Origin of the sequence: Cumulibacter manganitolerans (assembly GCF_009602465.1) — a bacterium.
In the GTDB taxonomy this organism is placed as follows: domain Bacteria; phylum Actinomycetota; class Actinomycetes; order Mycobacteriales; family Antricoccaceae; genus Cumulibacter; species Cumulibacter manganitolerans.
The window spans coordinates 50,987-73,069 of sequence record NZ_WBKP01000006.1 but is presented as its reverse complement, the minus strand read 5'-3'; the positions used below and the strand labels follow the sequence as shown (position 1 = coordinate 73,069).

The window sequence follows — 22,083 nt, the reverse complement described above, 5'->3', positions numbered from 1 at the left end:
GCCTAACCCCATGCGGCCGAGACCGCGAGACCTGTACCGAGCGAACGATCGCTCGCGGGGCCGCGACCCGCCTCTCCGGACGATCAAGGTGCCTACTTGTGCAGCGTCTGGCCTGCATAAGTAGGCATTTCAGCGGCGTCATGAGCGCCTCCGGCTCGGGTTCACCGCGGCGGCGTCCGATCGGCTTCCCGGGGCGATTCGCCAGCTCGTCGCCGCATGTGCCGAGGCCGCCGCGTAGTAGGTTGGCGCCAGGCGCGACCCCCGACGCGGCGGGTCGGGAACGCGTCGACGACGCCAGTGTTGCCGGAAGGATTGCCCATGACGCACGCGCTCGACGGCCTACGGGTTCTCGACCTGTCCACCGCGATCGCGCCCGCGGTCACCTCGATGCTGCTCGCGGACTACGGCGCGGACGTCGTGCGCGTCGAGGACGCCGACCGGCCGTCGCGCCGTGACGACCCCGGGTTCGCCACCTGGGACCGCAACAAGCGGCTGGTGCGGGTCTCCGGTGACCGGTCAGAGACGCTCGCCGCTCTGGTCGCGGCCGCCGACCTCGTGATCACCGGTCGGGCGCCGGACGAGGTGGTGTCGGCGGCCGATCTCGAGGCGATGCGGTCCTCGGCGTCCGCCGAGCAGGTGCTGCTGGCCATGCCGCCGTTCCTGGACAGCTGCCCCTGGGCCTCCGCTCGTGAGTCGAACGAGCTGTTGTCCGCCGCGTTGGGGATCTCGCTGCGTCAGTCGTCGGCGACGGACCGCCCAATCGACCCGGTGTACCGGCACATCCTCTACCTGCAAGGCGTGTGGGCGGCGACCTGCGCGTTGTCCGCCCTGCGCCGCGCGGAGTCCGGCGGCGGGCAGACCGTCACCGTCGGCGGCGCCCACGCGGCGGCGATCGCCGGCTGCGCGACCTCGGTCGTCGACCCCGACAACCTCACGATCACGCCTCCCGCGGGCAACGGCGGACCGAACGCGACGTACACCCCATACCAGTGTGCGGACGGTGAGTGGCTGTTCGTGGGCGCGTTGACGCCGAAGTTCCAGCACGCCTTCTTCGCGCTGCTCGGCATCGCCGACCTGGTCGATGATCCGCGCATCGCCGGTGATCTGGACGCGATCCTGCTGCAGCCGAACCGGGGCTGGGTGCGGGAGCGCATCGCCGACGTCCTGCGCACCCGCGACAGGGACGACTGGCTCGCCCGGCTGCACGAGGTGGGCGTCCCGGCCGGACCCGTCCTCGACCGGGCCGCATGGCTCGACCACCCCCAGGTGCGCGCGATCGGCATGGCGGTCGAGGTGGCCGATCCCTGCCGCGGAGAGGTCCTGATGCCGGGCATCCCGATGGCGCTCGAGCGGACTCCCGGAGCCATCCGGACGGCCGCTTCCTCCGAGCCGGTCGACCCCAGTTCCCTGGGATGGAGCGACCGTCCCGCGAGCACGGCGCCGGGGCGGTCGGCCGAGACGCCGACCGGCGAGGGGCCGTTCGCCGGGTTGCGGGTGCTCGATCTGGGCACCGTGCTCGCCGGACCGCTGGCCGGCAGCCTGCTGGCCGAGCTCGGCGCCGACGTCATCAAGGTCGAGCCACCTGCCGGCGATCCCTTCCGCACCAAGGGATTCATGTACAACCGCGGCATGCGGTCTCTGTCGGTCGACCTGCGCAGCGCCGACGGCCGTGAGCTCTTCTGCGACCTCGCGCGCGAGGCAGACGTGGTGATCGACAACTTCCGGCCCGGCGTCCTCGACCGGCTCGGTATCGACTACGCGACGCTGTCCGGTCTGAACCCCGGCATCATCACCGTCTCCTTCACCGGCTACGGCGAGGCGGGACCGCTGCGCGCGGAGCCGGGGTTCGATCCGGTGCTGCAGGCGATGAGCGGCATGATGCGGGCACAGGGCGGCGACGGTGACCCGGTGTTCCTGACCATGGCCGTCAACGACATCGCCTCCGCGGTCCTGGGCACGTTCGCGGCCGCCGTCGCGCTCTACCACCGGGGCAGCAGCGGCCACGGGCAGCGCGTCACCGGCTCGCTGGCCGCCACGTCGGTGTTCATGCAGTCAGGGGAGCTCACGCGCATCGTCGGCCGGCCCGCGGCCCGCGTCGGGGGACCTGAGTATCCCGGACCGGACGAGCTCGACCGGTTGTACGCGGCCCGCGACGGCTGGATCCGGCTGCAGTGCGCGGCCGCCGACCGCGGGCGGCTCACGGCCCTGGTGGGCGAGGATCTCGAAGCGGGCATCGCCGCCCAGGAGCGCGACCCGCTGCTGGCGCGGCTGCGCGAGCGGGGGATCGACGCGGCGGCGGCGCCGCATCCCAACGAGCTCATCGAGGCGACCGACCTGATCGACCGCGAGCTGATCCAGGAGCAGACGCGCCCCAACGGCCGTCCCTACTTCGCCCCCGGGCGGCTGGCGTGGTTCGAGCGGACGCAGCGCAGCGGCGCGAGCGGCCCACCGGGGCTCGGGGAGCACAGCGCGGAGATCGCAGCCGCCGCCGGCCGCTCGGCCGCGGACATCGACCGCCTCGTCGTCGCTGGTGTCGTCGTCGCCGGGGAGCCGATGGCACTCGACAACTTCGTCAGCTACCGCTAGAAACGTCATCATCGCGGCGGCGTGTGCCGCCGCCGGGCGATCGGGGGACCCGCCATGACCAACGAGCCGACGACGCCGGACGGCGTGTTCGTGCACCCGGACGGCCGCTGCCTCAGCGCGTCGGTCGGCCGCGGGACGCGCGTCTGGGGCTTCGCCCAGGTGCTGGAGGGCGCGACCGTCGGACGCGACTGCAACATCTGCGGCGGCGCGTACGTCGAGGGCGGCGCGAGCGTCGGCGACCGGGTCACCGTGAAGAACGGCGTGCTGATCTTCGAGGGCGTCCACGTCGCCGACGACGTCTTCCTCGGTCCCGGCGTGGTGTTCACCAACGACCTTCGACCTCGGGCGCACATCAAGCGCGGTGGCGACGCTCTCCTGCAGACGATCGTCGAGCAGGGTGCCACCCTCGGCGCCGGCACGGTGGTGGTCTGCGGAATCACCATCGGCCACGACGCGTTCAGCGGCGCCGGGGCGGTCGTCACGGCCGACGTACCGCCGCACGCGTTCGTCGTCGGCTCGCCGGCGCGGCAGATCGGCTGGGTCTGCCGGTGCGGCGAACGGCTCCCGGCCGACCTGGCGTGCGAGTGCGGCCGACGCTACATCGCCGACGGAAATACGATCCGCGAGCTCGAGCCCCAGCCCTGACCCGCACGCTCGTCGAGCGCCACTTCACGGTCGTCGAGCGAGCCGGAGCGCCAGCGGAGGCGACGTCGAGACGTGGTGCGGTCGAGTGTCGTCTTGCGGCGTCTCGCCGTCGCTCGCCCCAGGGGGCTCGCTCGCTCGACGACCGTTGAGGGTGCGCGACGACCGTTGACGGGCTCGGCGTCCGTTGAGGGGTCGTCCGGCGACCGTTGACGGCGCGGATGCGGCGCTAGGGGCGGCCCATGCCGAAGTAGCGCCACCCGGCGGCCCGCCAGGCGGCGGCGTCCAGACAGTTGCGCCCGTCGACGACGACCTTGCCGCGCACCAGGGACGCCGCATGCTCGGGCGGCATCTGGCGGCGGTACTCGTCCCACTCGGTGACCAGCACGACAACGTCGGCGTCGCGGAGCGCCGCATCCCGATCGTCGATATAGGTCAGATGCGGGTGCACGCGTCGCGCGTTGTCGAGGGCGGCCGGGTCGGTGACGACGACCTGGCCGCCGAGCCCGTGCAGCCGCACCGCGACGTCGAGGGCGGGGGAGTCGCGGATGTCGTCGCTGTGCGGCTTGAACGACGCGCCGAGCACCGCGATGCGCTTGCCGTGCACCGAGCCGTCGAGCGCCTCCAGCACCAGCTGGACGGCGCGCTCGCGTCGCCGCAGGTTGATCGCGTCCATCTCGCGGAGGAAGGCCACCGACTCCGAGCGCCCGAGCTCCTCGGCGCGCGCGGCGAAGGCGCGGATGTCCTTGGGCAGGCAACCGCCGCCGAAGCCGATCCCCGCGCCGAGGAACCGGCGTCCGATGCGACCGTCATGCCCGATCGCGTCGGCGAGCAGCGTGACGTCCGCGCCGGTCGCCTCGGATATCTCGGCCATCGCATTGATGAAGGAGATCTTGGTCGCCAGGAACGCGTTAGCGGCGACCTTCACCAGCTCGGCCGTCGCGTAGTCGGTCACCAGGAACGGCGTCTGCTTCTCGACGGCGGGCCGGTAGGCGTCACGCAGCTGCTCGATTGCGCGCGCGCCGTGTTCGGTCGGGCTCCCGTCGACCGTCTCGACCCCGACCACGATGCGGTCGGGGTCGATGGTGTCCTTGACGGCCCAGCCCTCGCGCAGGAACTCCGGGTTCCAGGCGAGGGTCGCGCCGGTATCCCGTACCCGCCGCGCGAGCCCGGCCGCGGTGCCCACCGGAACCGTCGACTTGCCGGCGACGACGTCCCCGGGCCGCAGGTGCGGCAGCAGGCCGTCCATCGCGGCGTCCACGTACGTCAGGTCGGCGGCGTACCCGCCGGCCTGCTGCGGGGTGCCCACGCTGACGAAGTGCACGTCGGAGCCGGCCGCCGCGCGGATGTCGGTCGTGAACCGCAGGTTGTGGCCGGCGACGCCGGTCTGCAGGATCTCGCTGAGGCCGGGCTCGAAGAACGGCGCGGTCCCGGCCGCCAGGGCGCACACCTTCGCCTCGTCGGTGTCGATGCCGACCACGTCGTGGCCGATGGACGCCATCGCGGCGGCGTGCACCGCACCGAGGTAGCCGCAACCAATGACCGACATACGCATCTGGACGCCCCCGAGGCCCGACGAGAACGCGGGCTGGGCGCCGCGCCACCCTCACTGTAGGGGGCGCCGCGCGGATGTCCACCCGGGACCGCCCAATGCCGCAGAATCGCGGCCTGACCTCGTAAAAGTGCGGGGTATTCGATCCCGGATTCCGGTGCTATGTTCAACCCGCGCACCCGTGAGGGTTCGTGCTGTGCGGGGGCGGGGTCACGATCGAGCGGGGGCTCGACGGGTCGTCCTCGCTGCATTCATCGCCACGCGATGCACAACGGGGGAACTACGAAGTGACTGACAGACTCAACGTCGCCGTCGTCGGAGCCGGGTACTGGGGACCCAACCTGGCCCGCAACTTTCGCGCGAGCACCGACTGGAACCTGGCCACGATCTGCGACCTGGACGGCAGCCGGGCCCAGCGGGTGGCCGACAGCCTCGGCGGCGTTCCGACGTCCACCAGCCTCGAGCAGGTGCTCGCCGATCCGGCGATAGACGCCGTGGCGATCGCCACGCCGGCGCGCACCCACCACCCGATCGTGCTCGCCGCCCTGGACGCCGGAAAGCACGTGATGGTCGAGAAGCCGCTCGCGGACACCCGCGAGCACGGCGCGGAGATGGTCGAGCGCGCTCGCGCCGGGGGCCTCGTGCTGATGGCCGACCACACCTACTGCTACACCCCCGCCGTGATGAAGATCCGCGAGCTGATCGCCGACGGCTCGCTCGGCGACATCCTGTTCATCGACAGCGTGCGCATCAACCTCGGCCTCATCCAGCCGGACGTCGACGTCTTCTGGGACCTGGCCCCGCACGACCTCTCGATCCTCGACTTCATCCTGCCCGGCGGCATCGACGTGCCCGTCGTCGCGGCCCAGGGTGCCGATCCGCTCGCCACCGGCAAGGCCTGCGTCGGCTACCTGACGCTGCCGCTGTCCGGAGGCGCGATCGCGCACGTGCACGTCAACTGGTTGAGCCCCACGAAGATCCGCCAGATGGTCATCGGCGGCACCCGTCGCACGCTCGTGTGGGACGACCTCAACCCGCAGCAGCGGCTGAGCGTGTACGACCGCGGCGTCGACCTCGAGCTGCAGTCGAAGGAGACGGCGGACTCCCGCGCGGCGAACATCTCCTACCGGCTCGGAGACACCTGGTCGCCTGCCCTCCCGGAGCGGGAGGCGCTGTCGAACGTGGCCGCCGAGCTGGCCTCCGCGATCCGCGAGGGACGCGATGCCCGCACCAGCGGGGAATCCGGGCTGCGGGTGCTGTCGGTCCTCGAGGCCGCCGGCGCGAGCCTCGCCGACGGCGGCGCACCTCAGACGATCCAGACGGCGATCCACGCGGGAGGCACGGCATGAGCAGCATCGAAGGCGCGCGGATCCTGGTGACCGGCGGCGCCGGCACCATCGGCTCGACACTCGTCGACCAACTGGTGGACGCCGGCGCCGCCCAGGTCGACGTCCTCGACAACCTGGTTCGCGGGCGCCGCGCCAACCTCGACGTCGCCCTTGCGTCGGGCCGCGTGCAGCTGATCGACGGTGACATCCGCGACGCGCGGCTGGTCGATGAGCTGACGGCCGGCAAGGACATCGTGTTCCACCAGGCCGCGATCCGGATCACCCAGTGCGCGGAGGAACCGCGCCTCGCGCTGGAGGTCCTGGTCGACGGGACGTTCAACGTCGTCGAGTCGGCTGCGCGGCACAAGGTCGGCAAGCTCGTCGCCGCCTCCAGCGCCTCGGTGTACGGCATGGCCGAGACCTTCCCGACCGATGAGCGTCACCACCACGAGAACAACGACACGCTGTACGGCGCCGCGAAGACCTTCAACGAGGGCCTGGTGCGCTCCTTCCGCGCCATGCAGGGCATCGACTACGTCCTGCTCCGGTACTTCAACGTGTACGGGCCGCGCATGGACGTGCACGGGCTGTACACCGAGGTGCTGGTGCGGTGGATGGAGCGGATCGCCGACGGCAAGCCGCCGCTGATCTTCGGCGACGGCACCCAGACAATGGACTTCGTCTGCGTCCCCGACATCGCCCGGGCCAATGTGCTCGCCGCAGGCAGCGACGTCGTGGAGGGCACCTACAACATCGCCAGCGGGACCGAGACCAGCCTGCTCGAGCTGGCGCAGACCCTGCTGAAGGCGATGGGCTCCGACCTCGGCGTCGAGCACGGCCCCGAGCGCGCCGTCAACGGCGTCGTCCGGCGGCTCGCCGACACCACCGCCGCGCGACGAGACCTCGGCTTCGAGGCCACCATCGGCCTGGAGGAGGGGCTCCGCCAGCTGGTCGACTGGTGGCGTCCGCTGCGCGAGGAGATCGCGGCCGGGCGGTCGGTGCCGGCCTGATGAGCGAGCGCATCAATGTCATGCTGCCGTGGCTGGGCGAGGAGGAGTCCAAGGCGCTCGCCGAGGTGATCGAGAGCGGATGGGTGGCCCAGGGCCCTCGCGTCGCTCGGTTCGAGAGCGAGTTCGCGGCAGTGATGCAGGCCGAGCACGCGGTCGCGGTCACCAGCTGCACCACGGCCCTGCACCTCGCACTCATCGTCGCCGGGATCGGTCCGGGCGACGACGTCGTCGTGCCGTCGTTCTCGTTCATCGCGACCACGAACGTCGTCCGGTACGTCGGCGCCAACCCGATCTTCGCCGACGTGGACGCCGCGACGGGCAACCTCACCGCCGACACGATCGAGGCGGTCCGGACGCCCGCCACCCGCGCCGTCATCGCGGTCGACCAGGGCGGCGTGCCGGTCGACCTCGACGCGATCCGCGCGGTGACCGACCCGCTGGGCATCCTGGTCCTCGAGGACGCCGCATGCGGCGCCGGTTCGACCTACCGCGGCCGGCCGGTGGGGGCGGGTGCCGAGATCGCCGCCTGGTCGTTCCATCCGCGCAAGCTGCTCACGACCGGTGAAGGCGGGATGATCACCACCTCGCGGGCGGACTGGGCCGACCGGGCCCGCCACCTGCGCGAGCACGCGATGAGCGTGTCGGCGGCCGACCGGCACCGGTCCGTGCTGCCGCCGGCGGAGGAGTACGTCGAGCTCGGGTACAACTTCCGGATGACCGACCTGCAGGCCGCCGTGGGCCTCGTGCAGCTCGGCAGGCTGCCGGCGATCGTCACCCGGCGTCGCGAGATCGCGGGCCGCTATCAAGCGGCGATCGCCGACATCCCAGGATTGCGGGCGGTCGCCGACCCGGAGTACGGCACGAGCAACTTCCAGTCGTTCTGGGTGGAGGTCGAGGCCGGGTATCCCACCGACCGCGACGGGCTGCTCGCGGCACTCGCGGCCGCCGGCGTCTCGGCGCGACGCGGAATCATGGCCGCCCACCGGCAGCCGCCGTACCGTGAGCTCGCGCGGTCCGGTTGCCTGGCGGTGACCGAGCGGCTCACCGATCACACCCTGATCCTGCCGGTCTATCACCAGCTGAGCGCCGCGGACCAGGACCGGGTCATCGCCGTCCTGCGTAGGCCGGCCGGGTGACGGCGATGGCCGGGGGAGTGCTCCTCGTCGGCGCCAGTGGGCTGACCCGCGAGGTCATCGCCTCCGGGATCGAGGACGTCGTCGGCGTCCTCGACGACGATCCGGCGCTCGCGGGAACCTGCCTCGCCGGCGTGCCGGTGATCGGTCCGGTCGAGCTCGCCGCCCGCCGAGACGAGCGCCTGCTGATCGGCATCGGCCCGAGCGGGGTACGCCGCACGGTGGTCGAGCGGCTGACGTCGCTGGGCGTCCGCGACGATCGGTACGCGACCTACCTCGCGCCGAGCGTGCGGGTCGGGACCGGCAGCACGGTCGGCGCCGGCTCGATCGTGCTGGACGGGTGCGTGCTGACCGCCGATGTACGCGTCGGGCGGCACGTCGTCCTGATGCCCAGCTGCACGCTCACCCACGACGACGAGCTGGACGACTTCGTCACCCTCGCCGCCGGCGTGCGGCTCGGCGGCGGCGTGCGCGTCCAGTCGGCGGCATACGTCGGGATGAACGCGAGTGCCCGGCAGGGCGTGACCATCGGTGCCGGCGCAATCGTCGGGATGGGGGCCGTCGTACTCGGCGACGTGCCGTATGCACAGACATGGGTCGGCGTGCCGGCCGTGGAACTGAAGGAGTAGCACGTGAGCAACAGCGTTCCGTTTCTCGACATCGCCTCGCAGCAGGCCGAGATCGCCGACGAGGTGCTTCCGGTGTGGCAGGCGCAGTTCGCGTCCGCCGCATTCGTCGGCGGCCCCGAGGTGAGCGGGTTCGAGTCCGAGTACGCCGATTACATCGGCGTCGAGCACGTGATCGGGGTGTCGAACGGCACCGACGCGCTCGAGCTCTCGTTCCGCGCGCTGGGAGTCGGCCCCGGCGACGAGGTCATCATGCCCGCCAACACGTTCATCGCCACCGCCGAGGCGGCCTCGCGCATCGGGGCGGTGCCTGTGCTCGTCGACGTGGACGACGAGCACCTGCTGATCGACCCCGACGCGATCACCGCCGCCATCACCGCGCGCACCCGCGCGATCGCCCCGGTGCACCTGTACGGGCAGACGGCTCCGATGCAGCGGATCCGGCAGATCGCCGACGCGGCCGGCATCCCGGTGGTGGAGGACGCCGCCCAGTCCCAGGGCGCCTCGTCCGTCGACGGACGGGCCGGAGCGCTCGGCACGATCGCCGGGACCAGCTTCTACCCGGGCAAGAACCTGGGCGCCGCCGGGGACGGCGGTGCGGTGCTGACCGACGACCCCGAGCTCGCCGCCGTCGTCCGCAGCCTCGCGGCGCACGGCAGCTCGGTGAAGTACGTGCACGACCGGATCGGCATGAATGCCCGCCTGGACGCCGTCCAGGCCGCCGTGCTGCGGGCGAAGCTGCGCCGCCTGGACAAGTGGAACGCGGCCCGTCGGGACGCCGCCGATCGGTACGCCGAGCTGCTCGGCGACATCGACGGCGTGCGGCTCCCGTCGGTGCTACCGGGCAACCAGGACGTCTGGCACCTGTACGTCGTGCGCGTCGAGAACCGCGACCGGGTGATGGCGCAGATGCTGGAGGCCGGGATCGGCGTCGCGCTGCACTACCCGACCCCGGTGCACCTCACGGACGCGTACGCGCCGCTCGGCTACCGCCGAGGACAGTTCCCGGTCGCCGAGACCGCCGCCGACCGCATCCTCTCGCTGCCGATGTTCCCGCACCTGCGGCCCGAGCAGCAGGAGCGGGTCTGCGCTGCATTGCGAGACTCCCTGTCGGCATGATGGTCCAGCCGGCCGAGGATTCCGTCACCCGGCGCGCGTCGCGCGCGTTCGGGTGGAGCTTCGGCAATACCGTGGCCGCGCGGCTCGGGACCTTGACCATCGGCATCGCCCTCGCCCGCGTGCTCGGCCCGGAGGAGTTCGGGATCTTCGCGATCGCGACCGTGACCCTGCTGGCGATCCTGAGCTTCAACGAGCTCGGAGTCAGCCTCGCCATCATCCGGTGGCGTGACGATCCGGCGACCATCGCGCCGACGGTCAACACGGTGGCGGCCCTCAGCAGCGGCCTGCTCACCGCCGCCGTCATGCTCGCCGCTCCCGGGATCGCCTCTCTCCTGGGCGATCCGCGCGCCACCACGGTGATCCGCGTGCTGGCCGTGTCGATCCTGCTCGACGGTCTGGTCGCGACGTCCGCGGCGGTCATGCAGCGCGAGTTCATGCAGAAGCAGCGCACGATCGCCGACCAGGTCAACACCTGGCTGGGTGCCGGTCTGTCGCTGCTGCTGGCGCTGCTCGGCTGGGGCGCGATGAGCCTGGCCATCGGCCGGCTGGCGGGGAGCCTCGTGCACGGTGCGCTGCTGGTGCACTGGTCGCCGATCGGGTACCGGTTCGGCTGGGATCGCGACATCGCCCGCCGGCTGTTTCGTTTCGGGATGCCCCTGGCGGCCTCCAGCATCGTCGTCTTCGCGTCGGGGTACGTCGACCAGATGATCGTCGGCGCCGTCGCCGGCGCGCAGGCACTCGGCTTCTATGTGCTGGCCTTCAACCTCGCGAGCTGGCCGGTCTCGATCTTCTCGCTGCCGCTGCGCGCGGTCGCCCCCGCGGCCTTCTCGGCGCTGAAGGACGAGCCGGAGCGCATGACCCGGAACTTCACCCGAGTCCTCACGCTGCTGTCCTGCGTAGCGTTGCCGGCGTGCCTCGCCGTCAGCGGTGCCGCCGGACCGGTCGTCCACTTCGTGTACGGCGCCGCATGGGCCCCCGCCGCGCACGTGCTCGTCTGGATGGCCGCCTTCGCGGCGCTCAAGATCTGGTTCGAGCTGGCGTACGACTACGTCGTCGTGCAGGGCAAGCCGGGTTTCCTGCTGGTCGTGCAGATCAGCTCGTTCGCGGTGGCGCTTCCCCTGATGCTGTGGGCCGTTCGCCAGGGCGGTGGCCCGGCCGTCGCCGCCGTGCAGTTCCTCGTGGGTGTCGTCGTCGTCGTACCGCTGTACGTGCTCGGGCTGCAGCGCATCGGCGTTCGCCCGGGACGCGTGCTCTGCGCCGTGCTGTTGCCGGTCGGCGCCGGGCTGGTCGCCTGGCTCGTCGGCTGGCAGCTCGCGCGGGCGCTCACGCCCGCGTTCGTGGCGGCGTCGGCCGCCGGGCTCGTCGCGGTGCTGATCATCGCCGCTCTTGCGTGGTGGCAGCGCAACGACCTGCGGCTGCTGCGCGCGGCGGCCGCTGGGCGGGGGATCGCGTGAAGATCCTCGTGTACCCGCACGACCTCGACATGGGCGGCAGCCAGATCAACGCCATCGAGCTGGCTGCCGAGGTGAGCCGCCAGGGGCACGAGTGCGTGGTATTCGGGCGGCGGGGCAGCCTGTGCGCGCGGATCGACGAGCTCGGCCTGGAGTTCATCGAGTCGCCGGACCCGGGACGACGGCCCTCGCCGCGCGTCGCCCGCACGCTGCGGGACCTGGTGCACGAGCGGGGTATCGACGTCCTCCACGGCTACGAGTGGCCGCCCGGCATGGAGGCCGCTCTCGCGGCCGAGTGGGCGCCCGAGGTGGCCGCGGTCTGCACGGTCATGTCGATGGCGGTGGCGCCCTTCCTGCCGCGGCGGCTGCCGTTGGTGGTCGGCACTGCGCAGATCAGCGCGGCCGAGCAGGCCGGCGGCCGGCTGAACGTGAACCTGATCGAGCCGCCGGTCGATCTGCGGCACAACGCGCCGCACGTCACCGGGGAGGCGGCCGCGCAGCTGCGTGCCGAGCTGGGTCTGGACGACCGGCCCGTGGTGGCCAGCGTGAGCCGGCTGGTACCGGACCTGAAGGCCGAGGGGATCCTCACCGCCATCGAGACGGCCGCCCGGATGGCTGCGACGGCTCCGTTCCAGCTGCTGATCGTGGGAGACGGCAAGGCGCGGACGCAGATCGAGCAGGCGGCGGAGGAGGCGAACCGGCGCATCGGGACACCGAGCGTGTTCCTCACCGGAGAGCTCGCGGATCCACGGCCGGCGTACGACGCCGCCGACGTCATGCTCGGGATGGGCGGGTCGGCGTTGCGTTCCCTGGCCTTCGGCAAGCCGCTCGTCGTGCAGGGGGAGCGCGGCTACTTCCGAACGCTCACCCCCGACAGCGCCGACGAGTTCCGCTGGCAGGGCTGGTACGGCGTCGGCGACGGCGCGGAGAGCGGCCCGGCAGCCCTCGAGCGGGAGCTGGCGCCGCTGCTCACCGACCGCGCACGCCGGTCCGACCTCGGCGGATTCGGGCTGGACGTGGTCCGGGACTTCTCGCTGGAGACCGCAGCGGGTCGCCAGATCACCGTCTACCGCGACGCCGTCGCGGGACGGGCGGCGGCCCGGCGCCGTCCGCTCGACGCCGCCCGGTCGGTCACCCAGCTGGGCAGCTACTACGTCGGTCAGCGGGTCGCCCGGCTCCGGGGTACCGGACGCGCCGACGACTTCAACGCCGACCCGGTCGCGGCGCGAGCCCGGACGGCTCGCGGCGGACGGCGCGCCGGCGACCGACGCGGCCCAATCCTGTACTTCCCCGGAGTCGGCTGGGACACCATCGCCGGCACGGACCGGCATCTGGCGACGGCGCTTGCCGAGCACGCCGACGTGGTGTGGGTCGACACCCCGCACTCGGTCGTGCGGCGCCGCGACCGGGTCATCCCGCTCGTGAGCCACCCGCACCCGGGCATCGTGCGGTTGCGAGCACCGGTCGCCGCCGGCGTCCAGCGGCCCGGGTTGCGCGAGATCGCCAGCCGACGTCGCGCGGAGGTCGCGCGCGACTACCTGCGGGCGCACGACCTGCGGCCACGGGCCGTCATCGCCTCGACGTCCGCCCCGATGCTGGACGTCCTGCAGGATCTTCCCGGTACGCGGGTGTACTACGCCACGGACGACTTCGCCGAGGCCGCCCCGATGTGGGGCGTGAGCCGGGCCTACCTGAGCGCAGCCCGCGAACGCAACCTGCGGTCGGCGGATCTGGTGCTCGCGGTGACGCCCGAGCTCGCCCGGCATCTGCAGCGCGGTCCCAGCAGCCCGCGGTGGTTGCCCAACGCCGCGGAGCTCGATCGGTTCGCCGATATCGCCGCCGTCACCCCGGCGGAGATCCCGTTGTGCGGCCCCGTGGCCGGTGTCGTGGGGCAGTTCAACTCCCGGACCGACCTGACGTATCTCGAGGCGGTGCACCGCCTCGGCATCGACCTGCTGCTGGTCGGGCCGCGGTGGTTCGTCACGGATGGCGAGAACGCCGCCTTCGACCGGCTCGCCGCCGCGCCGGGCGTGCACTGGGTCGATCAGCGGCCGCGCAGCGAGCTCCCGTCGTTCCTGCGGGCGATCTCGGTGGGCCTCACGCCGTACGCCGACTCGATGTTCAACCGGCGCAGCTACCCACTGAAGACGCTCGAGTACCTGGCGGCCGGGCTGCCGGTCGTGACGACCGACGTAGCGCCGACCCGTGGGCTGGACCCTCGCTTCGTCCGTCCGGCCGGCACCCCGGAGGAGTTCGGCCGCGCCGTCAGCCGGCTCCTCGGCGCCCCGCGTGATGGCGGCGCCATCGCTCAGTCGGTCGCCGGGGACGGCTGGGACGCGCGCGCCGATCAGCTTCTCGCCTGGCTCGATGAGGAAGGAACCCCGTGAACGACGTACCCCCCACCAGGACCGGACCGCACGTCCTGATCATCGTCCAGAACCTGCCGGTGCCGCTGGACCGGCGCGTCTGGCTCGAGTGCAACGCGCTGACCGCCCGCGGCTACCGGGTCAGCGTCATCTGCCCGAAGGGACCCGGTGATCCGGGATTCCAGACGATCGACGGCATCGACATCTACAAGTACGCGCCGGCCCCCGAGGCCGAGGGCATCCTCGGGTTCGCCTGGGAGTTCGCGTACAGCTGGGTGCGTACCGCGGTGCTGTCGCTGAAGGTGTGGCGCCGTGCCCGGTTCGACGTGATCCAGGCGTGCAACCCACCGGACACGTTCTGGCTGCTCGCGCGGCTGTGGCAGCCGCGCGGGGTGCGCTTCGTCTTCGACCACCACGACCTCAACCCCGAGCTGTTCATCTCGCGCTTCGGCCGGCCGCAGGGCCGCGGCAAAAGGCTGCAGTATGCCGGTCTGAAGTGGCTCGAGCGGCGCACCTTCCGCACCGCCGACCGGATCATCTCCACGAACGAGTCCTACAAGGCGATCGCCGTGCGGCGCGGCGGACGCCGCCCCGGCCACGTGACGGTCGTCCGCAGCGGGCCGGACACCCGCAAGATGCGGCCGATCTACCCCCAGCACCCGCGCGCGACCGACGCGACCGAGCTGGTGTACCTCGGCATCATGGGGCCGCAGGACGGTGTCGACCAGGTGCTTCTGGTGATGGACGAGCTGGTCCATCGCCGCGGCCGCACGACGGTGCACGCCACCCTCCTGGGCTTCGGCGACTGCCTGGAGGACCTCAAGAAGCAGTGCACGGAGCTCGGCCTCGACGGCCACGTCACGTTCACCGGACGGGTCGACCGGACCGGCATCGCGGAGTACCTCAGCCGGGCGGACATCGGCGTGTGCCCCGATCTGAAGACCCCGCTGAACGACCTGTCGACGATGAACAAGACGATGGAGTACATGTGCTACGCCCTGCCGTCCGTGTCGTTCGACCTCGACGAGACTCGGGTCTCGGGCGCCGACACGGTGCGCTACGTGCCCTCCGGTGACATCGGGGCGTTCGCCGATGAGGTCGAGCGGCTGATCGACGACCCGCAGCTGCGGGTCGAGATGGGCCTGAAGGCTCGCGAGCGTGTCGCGGGCTCCCTCGACTGGCGTCCGCAGGCCGAGGCATACGTGTCCGTGCTGGACGACGTGACCGGGTTCAGCCGGCCGGGCCCTGCCGTGCCCGAGGACGGGTGCGGCGCGACGAGCGACCCGGAGGGCCGCAGGTACGTCGACCTGACCGACGAGGCCGAGCTGTCCCGGTTCATCCTCGCGCGGAGGGCCCGCTGATGCGCGCCGCGTTGCACGACCTCGTCTCCGGCGCCGCCGCGCGAACGCCGGACGCTCCGGCGCTGACCTACAAGGCGGACACCGTCACCTACGGCGAGCTGTGGGACGCCGTGCAGGGCGCCGCCTGCCAGCTGGTCGGCTGCGGCGTACGCCGCGGCGACCGGGTGGCGATCTACCTGGAGAAGCGGATCGAGACGGTGACGGCGATGTTCGCCGCCTCGCTGGCGGGCGCGCTGTTCGTGCCGATCAACCACGTGCTGAAGGCCCCGCAGGTCGGTCACATCCTCGCCGACTGCGGCGCGCGTGTGCTGATCACGTCGCCGGACCGGCTCGCGCAGCTCGCCGACGCGCTCGCCGGATCGGCGATCGAGCGGGTCGTCGTCGTCGGTGAGCCACCCGCCGAGCTCGCGGTGGTGACCGACGCGTGGGCCGATCACGGGTCGCCGTTCGCGGTCCCGCTGGCACGCGTCGACCTCGACCCCGTCGCCATCCTGTACACCTCCGGCAGCACGGGAAAGCCCAAGGGCGTGGTGCTCAGCCACCGCAACCTGATCGTCGGTGCCGAGAGCGTCAGCAGCTACCTGCGCAACACCGCGGACGACGTCATCCTCAGCGTGCTGCCGCTCAGCTTCGACGCCGGGCTGAGCCAGGTCACCACCGCGTTCGCCGTCGGCGCGCACTGCGTGCTGATGAACTACCTGCTGCCCCGCGAGGTCCCGAAGCTGTGCGCGAAGCACGGCGTCACCGGCCTCACCTGCGTGCCGCCGCTGTGGTTGCAGATCCTCGATGCGCCCTGGCCGCCCGAGGTCGCGGCCCGGCTGCGGTACTTCGCGAACACCGGCGGCCGGATGCCGCGCACCGCCCTCGACCGGCTCCGGGGCATCTTCACCGAGGCGGCGCCGTACCTGATGTACGGGCTGACCGAGGCGTTCCGCTCGACCTACCTCGATCCTTGCGAGGTCGACCGCCGGCCCGACTCGATCGGCAAGGCGATCCCCAACGCGGAGATCCTGGTGATGCGTCCCGACGGCACCGAGTGCGACGCGGGCGAGCACGGCGAGCTCGTGCACCGCGGGCCGCTGGTCGCGCTCGGCTACTGGAACGACCCGGTGCGCACCGCGGAGCGGTACCGCGCGATCCCGCGCGCGGGCGAGGACTGGCGCACGCCCGAGCTGGCGGTGTGGTCCGGCGACACCGTGGTCAAGGACGCCGAGGGCTTCTTGTACTTCGTCGGGCGCACCGACGACATGATCAAGACCTCCGGCTACCGGGTCAGCCCCACCGAGGTGGAGGAGGCCGCGTACGCGACCGGTCTGGTTCGGGACGCCGTCGCGGTCGGCGTCGACGACGCGGTGCTCGGCCAGCGGATCGTGCTCGTCGTCGCCGCGGCCGGCGCTGGTCTGGAGACCGACGCGGTGATCACCGCGATGCGCAAGCAGCTGCCGCTGTACATGGTGCCCTCGCGGGTCGAGGTCCGCGGTGATCTGCCACGCTCACCGAACGGCAAGTTCGACCGTGCGCTGATCAAGTCGGAGGTGACGTCATGAGTCCGCACGAGCACGTCGCCCGGTTCGGTGCCCGTGGCGGTGAGCTCTGCGTCGGCGGCGTCTCGCTGACCCGGCTGGCCGCGCGGGTCGGGTCGACGCCGTTCTTCGCCTACGACCGGCGGCTGCTCGACGATCGGGTCGCCGAGCTGCGCGCCGCGCTGCCGCAGCGTCTCGAGCTCAGCTACGCGATGAAGGCGAACCCGATGCCCGCGCTGGTGGGGCACCTCGCCTCGCGAGTCGACCGCGTCGACGTCGCGTCGGCGGGGGAGATGCACGTCGCGCTCGATGCCGGCCTCCGGCCGAACCGGGTCAGCTTCGCGGGCCCGGGCAAGACGCCGGCCGAGATCCGGCAGGCGGTGGCGGCCGGCATCATCATTGAGGTCGAGTCCCCGACGCAGCTCGGCGGCGCCGTCCGCGCCGGCGAGGAGCTCGGCATCACCCCTGTGACGGCGATCCGCGTCAACCCGGACTTCGCCGTGAAGGGATCGGGCATGCGGATGGGTGGCGGTCCTCAGCAGTTCGGCATCGACGCCGAGGACGTGCCGGCGCTGCTGCGTGAGGCCGCCGCGATGGACGTCGAGGTGCTCGGCTTCCATGTGTTCGCCGGTTCGCAGAACCTGAACGCGGACGTCATCGCGGAGGCGCAGCGGCGCACCGTCGACCTGGTGGCGGGTCTCGCTGAGGGACTGTCCGCGCCGGCGCGCTACCTGAACCTGGGGGGCGGGTTCGGGATCCCGTACACCGAGCGCGACCGGCCCCTCGACCTCGCGGCGGTGAGCGGACCGCTGGGCGAGCTGGTGACCGGCCCGATCGCCGAGCGGTTCCCGGAGGCGACGCCGGTGATCGAGCTCGGCCGGTACCTCGTCGGCGAGTGCGGCGTCTACGTCAGCCAGGTCGTCGACCGCAAGCAGTCGCGGGGCCGCAGCTACCTGGTCCTCGACGGCGGGATGCACCAGCAGCTCGCGGCGTCCGGCAATTTCGGGCAGGCGATCCGCCGGAACTACCCGCTCGTCGTCGGCAACCGTATCGACGATGATCCGGCGGGCGCGATGCACGTGGTCGGTTGCCTGTGCACGCCGCTCGACCTGCTGGGCAGCGACGTGCCGCTGCCCGATGCCGAGATCGGCGATCTCGTCGTGATCTTCCAGCAGGGCGCGTACGGGCTGACCGCCAGCCCCACCGCGTTCCTCGGCCATCCGGCGCCGGTGGAAGTGCTCGTCTAGACATATGGAAAGGATCTGACATGCCCAGCACTCTTGATGAGGTACGCGCCGTGCTCATCGACACCCTCGACCTGCCTCAGGCGCCCGCCGACCTCACGGCCGGAACGGCGCTGTTCGGCGCGATCCCCGAGCTCGACTCGCTCGGCGTCGTCTCGCTGGTGGCCGCGATCGAGGACCGCTTCGACATCGTGATCGACGACGACGAGTTCGGTGAGGAGCTCTTCGAGACCGTCGGCTCGCTGACCGACTTCGTCGACTCCAAGCTCGCCGCGGTGTCGTAGCGATGTCCGGGCCCGCGCAGCCCACGGCGTTCTTCGCCGCGCTCGGCTCCACCGCGCCTCGGCGGTCGCTCACGGACGGCTGGCACTGCCGCGTCGCTGGCCCGGCGCGTCTGTGGAGCACTCCTGCAGCCGAGTCGTCGGTGCCGGAGAACACCGTGGTGCTGTCGAAGGTCTGTCGCGACACGCGCGGCACCGTGCCGCTTGCCGAGATCGACGAGCAGCTGCGCCGCTCGCCGCAAGATCTGGTCCGCCTGCAGCCGCCCTTCGGTGCCGTGCACGCCGACGGCGCCGGAGTGACGATGGTCGCCGACTCGATGGGCTTTCAGCAGCTGTTCCACACCGACCCTGAGGGCAGCGGCGCCCCGGTGATGTCGAGCAGTGCGCTGCTCGCCGGCCAGGCGCTCCACGCCCCCCTCGACCGAGTGGCGGTGGCGGTACAGTCGCTGCTCGGCTGGCAGCTGGGCCAACGCACCCTGTTCGAGGGGGTCCGCAAGCTCGAGCCGGGCGCCGTGGGCAGGCTCGGCGATGCCGGGCTGCAGATCACCCCGGCGGCCCCCGCGCGGCGGGCGCCGATCACTCTCGACCGGGCCGTGTCGGAGGCGGCGACGCTGCTGCGCGCCTCCCTGAACGCGGTCCTCGACGACCATCCGGACGCCGTCCTGCAGCTGACCGGCGGCATGGACTCCCGGCTGCTGCTGAGCGCGGTGCCCGAGAACCGGCGACGAGGGCTGCGGGTGATGACCCTGGCCGTACCCGGCAGTGCCGACGTCGCGGTCGCCCGCGCCCTCAGCGAACGCTACGGGATGCGGCACGATGTGCACGGGCTGGCCGACATACAGCAGATCGAGCCGGAGTCGGCGTGGGCGCGCTGCGTCGCCGAGTCGTCGGCGCTGGACGCGATGGCCGATCCGGTGGCGCTGTCCGCGCAGCGCATCGCCGAGCAGGCGTTCGAGCAGGGGGTCAGGATCTCCGGTCTCGGTGGCGAGGTCGCGCGGGGGTTCTACTACCTCGGCCGCGTCCGCGAACGTGGCTACAGCCGGGCGGACGTCGACCGGCTGGCCTCCTGGCGGATGTTCGTCAACGATGCCGTCGAGACCGACCTGCTGGCCCCGGACTTCGCGGCCTGGGCACGCGACACCGCACAGCAGGAGGTGTACGCGGCGATGCGCGATGGTGGGCCCGAATGGTTCCGCGCCGCCGACGAGCTGTACCTGCGTCATCGCATGCAGCGGTGGGCCGGCGCCACCGACACCGCGGTCGCCGACCGGCGGATCGTGATCAACCCGATGCTCGACGCCGGGTTCCTCGACATCGCCGCACGGTTGCGCCCCGCGGACAAGGCCCGCTCTCGATTCCTGGCGCGGCTGCAGATGGAGCTCGACCCCGAGCTCGGCCGGGTCCCGCTCGACAATCGACCGGCGCCGGCCGTCTACGCCGACCCGCCACGGTGGCAGTCGGTGCTGGACGCGGTCAGCCTCGGCAACCGCGTCGCGCGCAAGGCGCTTCAGCGGGTGCGCCACGGCAACCGGCCGCCGGCCGGTGGCGACGTGATGGCCGCGAAGGTCGTGCAGCACTGGCGTGACCGGCCGGAGATCGTCGACCCGCTGCGGTCCGTCGACCTGATCGACCCCGGGTGGTTGGATCGAGTGCTGGGCAGGTCGGTGGAGCCACGACCCAGCTCGGTCGCGCTGCTGACCAACTTGATCGTCGCGCTCGAACCGGATCGGCAGCTCCGCTAGGCGCCTGCTGCCGCGACCTCGCGGTAGTAGGCGGTCATCCGCGCGGCGCGCTGCGACCAGAGGTGGGTGGAGGCGACATGCTCTCGGCCGGCCGATCCCATGCGCAGCCGTAGCTCCGGGTCGCCGACCAGCCTGCGAAGCGCCGTGGCGCAGTCGGCCGCGAGCTGCGCCGGGCTTGTCGCCTCCAGCCGGACGGCGCACGCGTCGGTCACGTTCGCGCCGGGTCCGCCGCGCCGGCAGACGATGACCGGCAGCCCGAACGACATCGCCTCGAGCGCGACATTGCCACCTGGCTCGCGATAGCTCGGGAAGACGAACACGTCCGCCTCGCGGTAGTAGTCGTCGACGGCCGCGCGCGGCAGCTTGCCGTGGAACGCGACGCGGTCGGCGACACCGACCTCAGCGGCGAGCCTCTCGCAGGCGGCACGGTCGTTGCCGTCACCGACCACATCGAGGCGCACCTCGACGTCGCGCAGCTCGGCGAGGGCGCGGATCACGTCGCGCAGCCCCTTGGTGCGGACGATCCGGCCGACGTACAGCAGACGCACCGGGCCGCTGCGTCCCGCACGGTCGACGGGTGCTGGGATGTCGTGAACCGCTGTCTCGCTCATGATCTCGAAGCGCCGCACCCGCAGGCCGCTGACGAACTCGGGCACGTACTCGGCGACGCCGAGGACCAGCGCAGCCGATTCGTAGGTGGCGCGCAGCAGCCGGTCGTGCTCGATCCGCCAGGAGTCCAGCCGGCGCAGCCGCTGCCACCAGGGGGTGGCGCCTTCCTCCTCTGCGAACGCCGGGGGAGAGTCGAGACTGCCGCCCACCGGGCCGATGATCAGCGGGATGCCGGAGCCCGTCGCCGGTGACGGGTAGCGCATGGCGACCGGCACGGGCTGATGAGCGACGTCGAATCGCTCCTCGGCCCGGTGCCGGCGAATCCACCTTCGTGCCCGGATGAAGAAGGGGAGGTACCCGGGCTGCAGGAGGCTGTTGAACCGCTCAAACCTGCCGACACCGGCCGGCTCCTGCCACTCGATCACCCGCGCGCCGGGAAGCTGCCGCGACATCGGCGTGTGGCCCCGCTTGTAGGTCGTGAGAAGCGTCAGCTCGTGCCGCTCGGCGATGAGCGTCGCCCACTGCGCGGCGACCCATGCCTCGCCGACGTCCTCACCGTCACAGGCCGGGGCGATCATCAGGACCTTCATCAGCGCAGCACTCCCGTCGTCACCGAGGTAGCAGGTGGTCGTTCGCGCCCAGGGCCGGCGGCCGGGCAGCCGGGCGGAGCAGGGCGCGAAGGGTGGGCCACGACTTGCGGTGGCCGAGGGCGGCGCGGCGCAGCTCCACGAGCACGGTGAGCGCGAAGTAGATCCAGGCCAGCGCGGTGCCGCGACGCCGCCGGTACAGCCGCACCCGGTTCAGGATCTTCATCGTGTGCGTCGTCGCGCTCTCGCCCGACCCGCCGCCGACGTGCATCGCGCCCGCGGCGGGGGTGTAGACGGTTCGCCAGCCGGCGTCCTTCGCCCGGAGGCTGAAGTCGGTCTCCTCGGAGTACAGGAAGTACGACTCGTCCATCCCGCCGAGGCGGGCGTAGCAGGCGGTGTCGATGAGCAGGACGGCGCCGACGGCCCACTCGACCTCGTGCTCGCTCTGGTATTCCTCGGGGCCCTCGATCCGCTCGGCGAACGCGGGGCGACGCGTGAAGGACAGCCCGCCGACCCGCCCCATCGTCGGTCCACGACGGAGTGTCGGTGAGAGCGAGCCGTCCTCCTCACGGATCCGCGGCGCGACGACGGCGGTGCCCGGGGACCGGAGCACATCGAGCATGACCGGCACGGAGCCGGGGTCCAACGCGGCGTCGGGGTTGAGGATCAGTACCGCCTCGGACTCGGGAGAGGCGCGGACGGCGCGGTTCATGCCCGCCGCGTAACCGTCGTTGACGGAGCGCACGACTGTGCAGTCGTCGCGCTGCCCGAGAAGCTCGAGCGTCCGGTCCGTCGATCCGTTGTCGACCACGACCACGGAGTAGCGCAACGCGCCCATCGCCGCGGGAATGCTGTCGAGCAGGGCAGCGATGTGTCGCTCACTGTTGTAGGTGACGACCACTGCGGCGATATCCACTGGCACG

The 22,083-nt window shown here is 72.0% G+C and carries 17 protein-coding genes; 14 read left to right on the top strand and 3 right to left on the bottom strand.

Translation table 11 applies throughout. The annotated features are described in order from the left end of the window. Positions 1-318 precede the first annotated feature (318 nt). Together F8A92_RS03795 and F8A92_RS03790 are read left to right on the top strand one after the other, a co-directional pair. Entirely contained in the window at positions 319-2,586 is a 2,268-nt protein-coding gene (locus F8A92_RS03795; protein ID WP_194291346.1) for a CaiB/BaiF CoA-transferase family protein, read from the top strand. Between the two features lie 54 nt (positions 2,587-2,640). After that, complete coding sequence (locus tag F8A92_RS03790) at positions 2,641-3,231, top strand: acyltransferase (protein ID WP_153503499.1); 591 nt, start codon at positions 2,641-2,643, stop codon at positions 3,229-3,231. A 226-nt stretch (positions 3,232-3,457) separates the two neighbouring features. Here the strand turns inward: F8A92_RS03790 and F8A92_RS03785 are convergent, their stop codons facing one another. Further along, positions 3,458-4,783: a UDP-glucose dehydrogenase family protein gene (locus F8A92_RS03785; protein WP_153503497.1), complete on the bottom strand. Its 1,326-nt coding sequence runs from the start codon at positions 4,781-4,783 to the stop codon at positions 3,458-3,460. A 284-nt stretch (positions 4,784-5,067) separates the two neighbouring features. On the opposite strand from F8A92_RS03785, the gene F8A92_RS03780 reads away from it, so the two are divergent. From F8A92_RS03780 to F8A92_RS03725, 12 genes are read left to right on the top strand one after another with little or no spacing between them, the layout of a single operon-like run. Beyond that, positions 5,068-6,129, top strand: coding sequence for a Gfo/Idh/MocA family protein (locus tag F8A92_RS03780; RefSeq protein WP_153503496.1), 1,062 nt, complete (start codon positions 5,068-5,070; stop codon positions 6,127-6,129). Beyond that, a complete protein-coding gene (locus F8A92_RS03775; RefSeq protein ID WP_153503494.1) occupies positions 6,126-7,118 on the top strand; it encodes an NAD-dependent epimerase/dehydratase family protein in 993 nt (330 codons plus the stop codon). Before F8A92_RS03780 ends, F8A92_RS03775 begins: the two co-directional genes overlap by 4 nt. Next, a complete protein-coding gene (locus F8A92_RS03770) occupies positions 7,118-8,254 on the top strand; it encodes a DegT/DnrJ/EryC1/StrS family aminotransferase (protein WP_153503492.1) in 1,137 nt (378 codons plus the stop codon). The genes F8A92_RS03775 and F8A92_RS03770 overlap by 1 nt, the downstream gene beginning before the upstream one ends. Positions 8,255-8,259: 5 nt before the next feature. After that, positions 8,260-8,880, top strand: coding sequence for a NeuD/PglB/VioB family sugar acetyltransferase (locus F8A92_RS03765; protein WP_153503573.1), 621 nt, complete (start codon positions 8,260-8,262; stop codon positions 8,878-8,880). A gap of 3 nt (positions 8,881-8,883) precedes the next feature. Continuing rightward, positions 8,884-9,996 carry a DegT/DnrJ/EryC1/StrS family aminotransferase gene (locus F8A92_RS03760; RefSeq protein WP_153503491.1) on the top strand — a complete coding sequence of 371 codons (1,113 nt, stop codon included), beginning with the start codon at positions 8,884-8,886 and terminating at the stop codon, positions 9,994-9,996. Beyond that, positions 9,993-11,450: an oligosaccharide flippase family protein gene (locus F8A92_RS03755; protein ID WP_153503489.1), complete on the top strand. Its 1,458-nt coding sequence runs from the start codon at positions 9,993-9,995 to the stop codon at positions 11,448-11,450. The genes F8A92_RS03760 and F8A92_RS03755 overlap by 4 nt, the downstream gene beginning before the upstream one ends. After that, entirely contained in the window at positions 11,447-13,834 is a 2,388-nt protein-coding gene (locus F8A92_RS03750) for a glycosyltransferase family 4 protein (RefSeq protein ID WP_153503487.1), read from the top strand. The genes F8A92_RS03755 and F8A92_RS03750 overlap by 4 nt, the downstream gene beginning before the upstream one ends. Then, positions 13,831-15,174, top strand: a complete 1,344-nt coding sequence (locus F8A92_RS03745; protein ID WP_153503485.1) for a glycosyltransferase family 4 protein — start codon at positions 13,831-13,833, stop codon at positions 15,172-15,174. The genes F8A92_RS03750 and F8A92_RS03745 overlap by 4 nt, the downstream gene beginning before the upstream one ends. Beyond that, on the top strand, positions 15,174-16,721 hold the full coding sequence (locus F8A92_RS03740; RefSeq protein ID WP_153503483.1) for an acyl-CoA ligase (AMP-forming), exosortase A system-associated: 1,548 nt from the start codon (positions 15,174-15,176) through the stop codon (positions 16,719-16,721). The genes F8A92_RS03745 and F8A92_RS03740 overlap by 1 nt, the downstream gene beginning before the upstream one ends. Continuing rightward, complete coding sequence (locus F8A92_RS03735) at positions 16,718-17,944, top strand: pyridoxal-dependent decarboxylase, exosortase A system-associated (RefSeq protein ID WP_153503481.1); 1,227 nt, start codon at positions 16,718-16,720, stop codon at positions 17,942-17,944. Before F8A92_RS03740 ends, F8A92_RS03735 begins: the two co-directional genes overlap by 4 nt. Positions 17,945-17,964: 20 nt before the next feature. Beyond that, positions 17,965-18,225 carry an acyl carrier protein gene (locus tag F8A92_RS03730; protein ID WP_153503479.1) on the top strand — a complete coding sequence of 87 codons (261 nt, stop codon included), beginning with the start codon at positions 17,965-17,967 and terminating at the stop codon, positions 18,223-18,225. Between the two features lie 2 nt (positions 18,226-18,227). Continuing rightward, positions 18,228-19,964, top strand: coding sequence for an asparagine synthase-related protein (locus tag F8A92_RS03725; protein WP_153503477.1), 1,737 nt, complete (start codon positions 18,228-18,230; stop codon positions 19,962-19,964). Here F8A92_RS03725 and F8A92_RS03720 read toward each other — a convergent pair. Together F8A92_RS03720 and F8A92_RS03715 are read right to left on the bottom strand one after the other, a co-directional pair. After that, on the bottom strand, positions 19,961-21,163 hold the full coding sequence (locus F8A92_RS03720; protein WP_228389165.1) for a glycosyltransferase family 4 protein: 1,203 nt from the start codon (positions 21,161-21,163) through the stop codon (positions 19,961-19,963). The two genes, F8A92_RS03725 and F8A92_RS03720, sit on opposite strands and share 4 nt — an antisense overlap. A gap of 19 nt (positions 21,164-21,182) precedes the next feature. Further along, positions 21,183-22,082 (bottom strand): glycosyltransferase family 2 protein, encoded by a 900-nt coding sequence (locus tag F8A92_RS03715; protein WP_194291345.1) that lies wholly within the window; start codon positions 22,080-22,082, stop codon positions 21,183-21,185. Position 22,083: the final 1 nt, after the last annotated feature.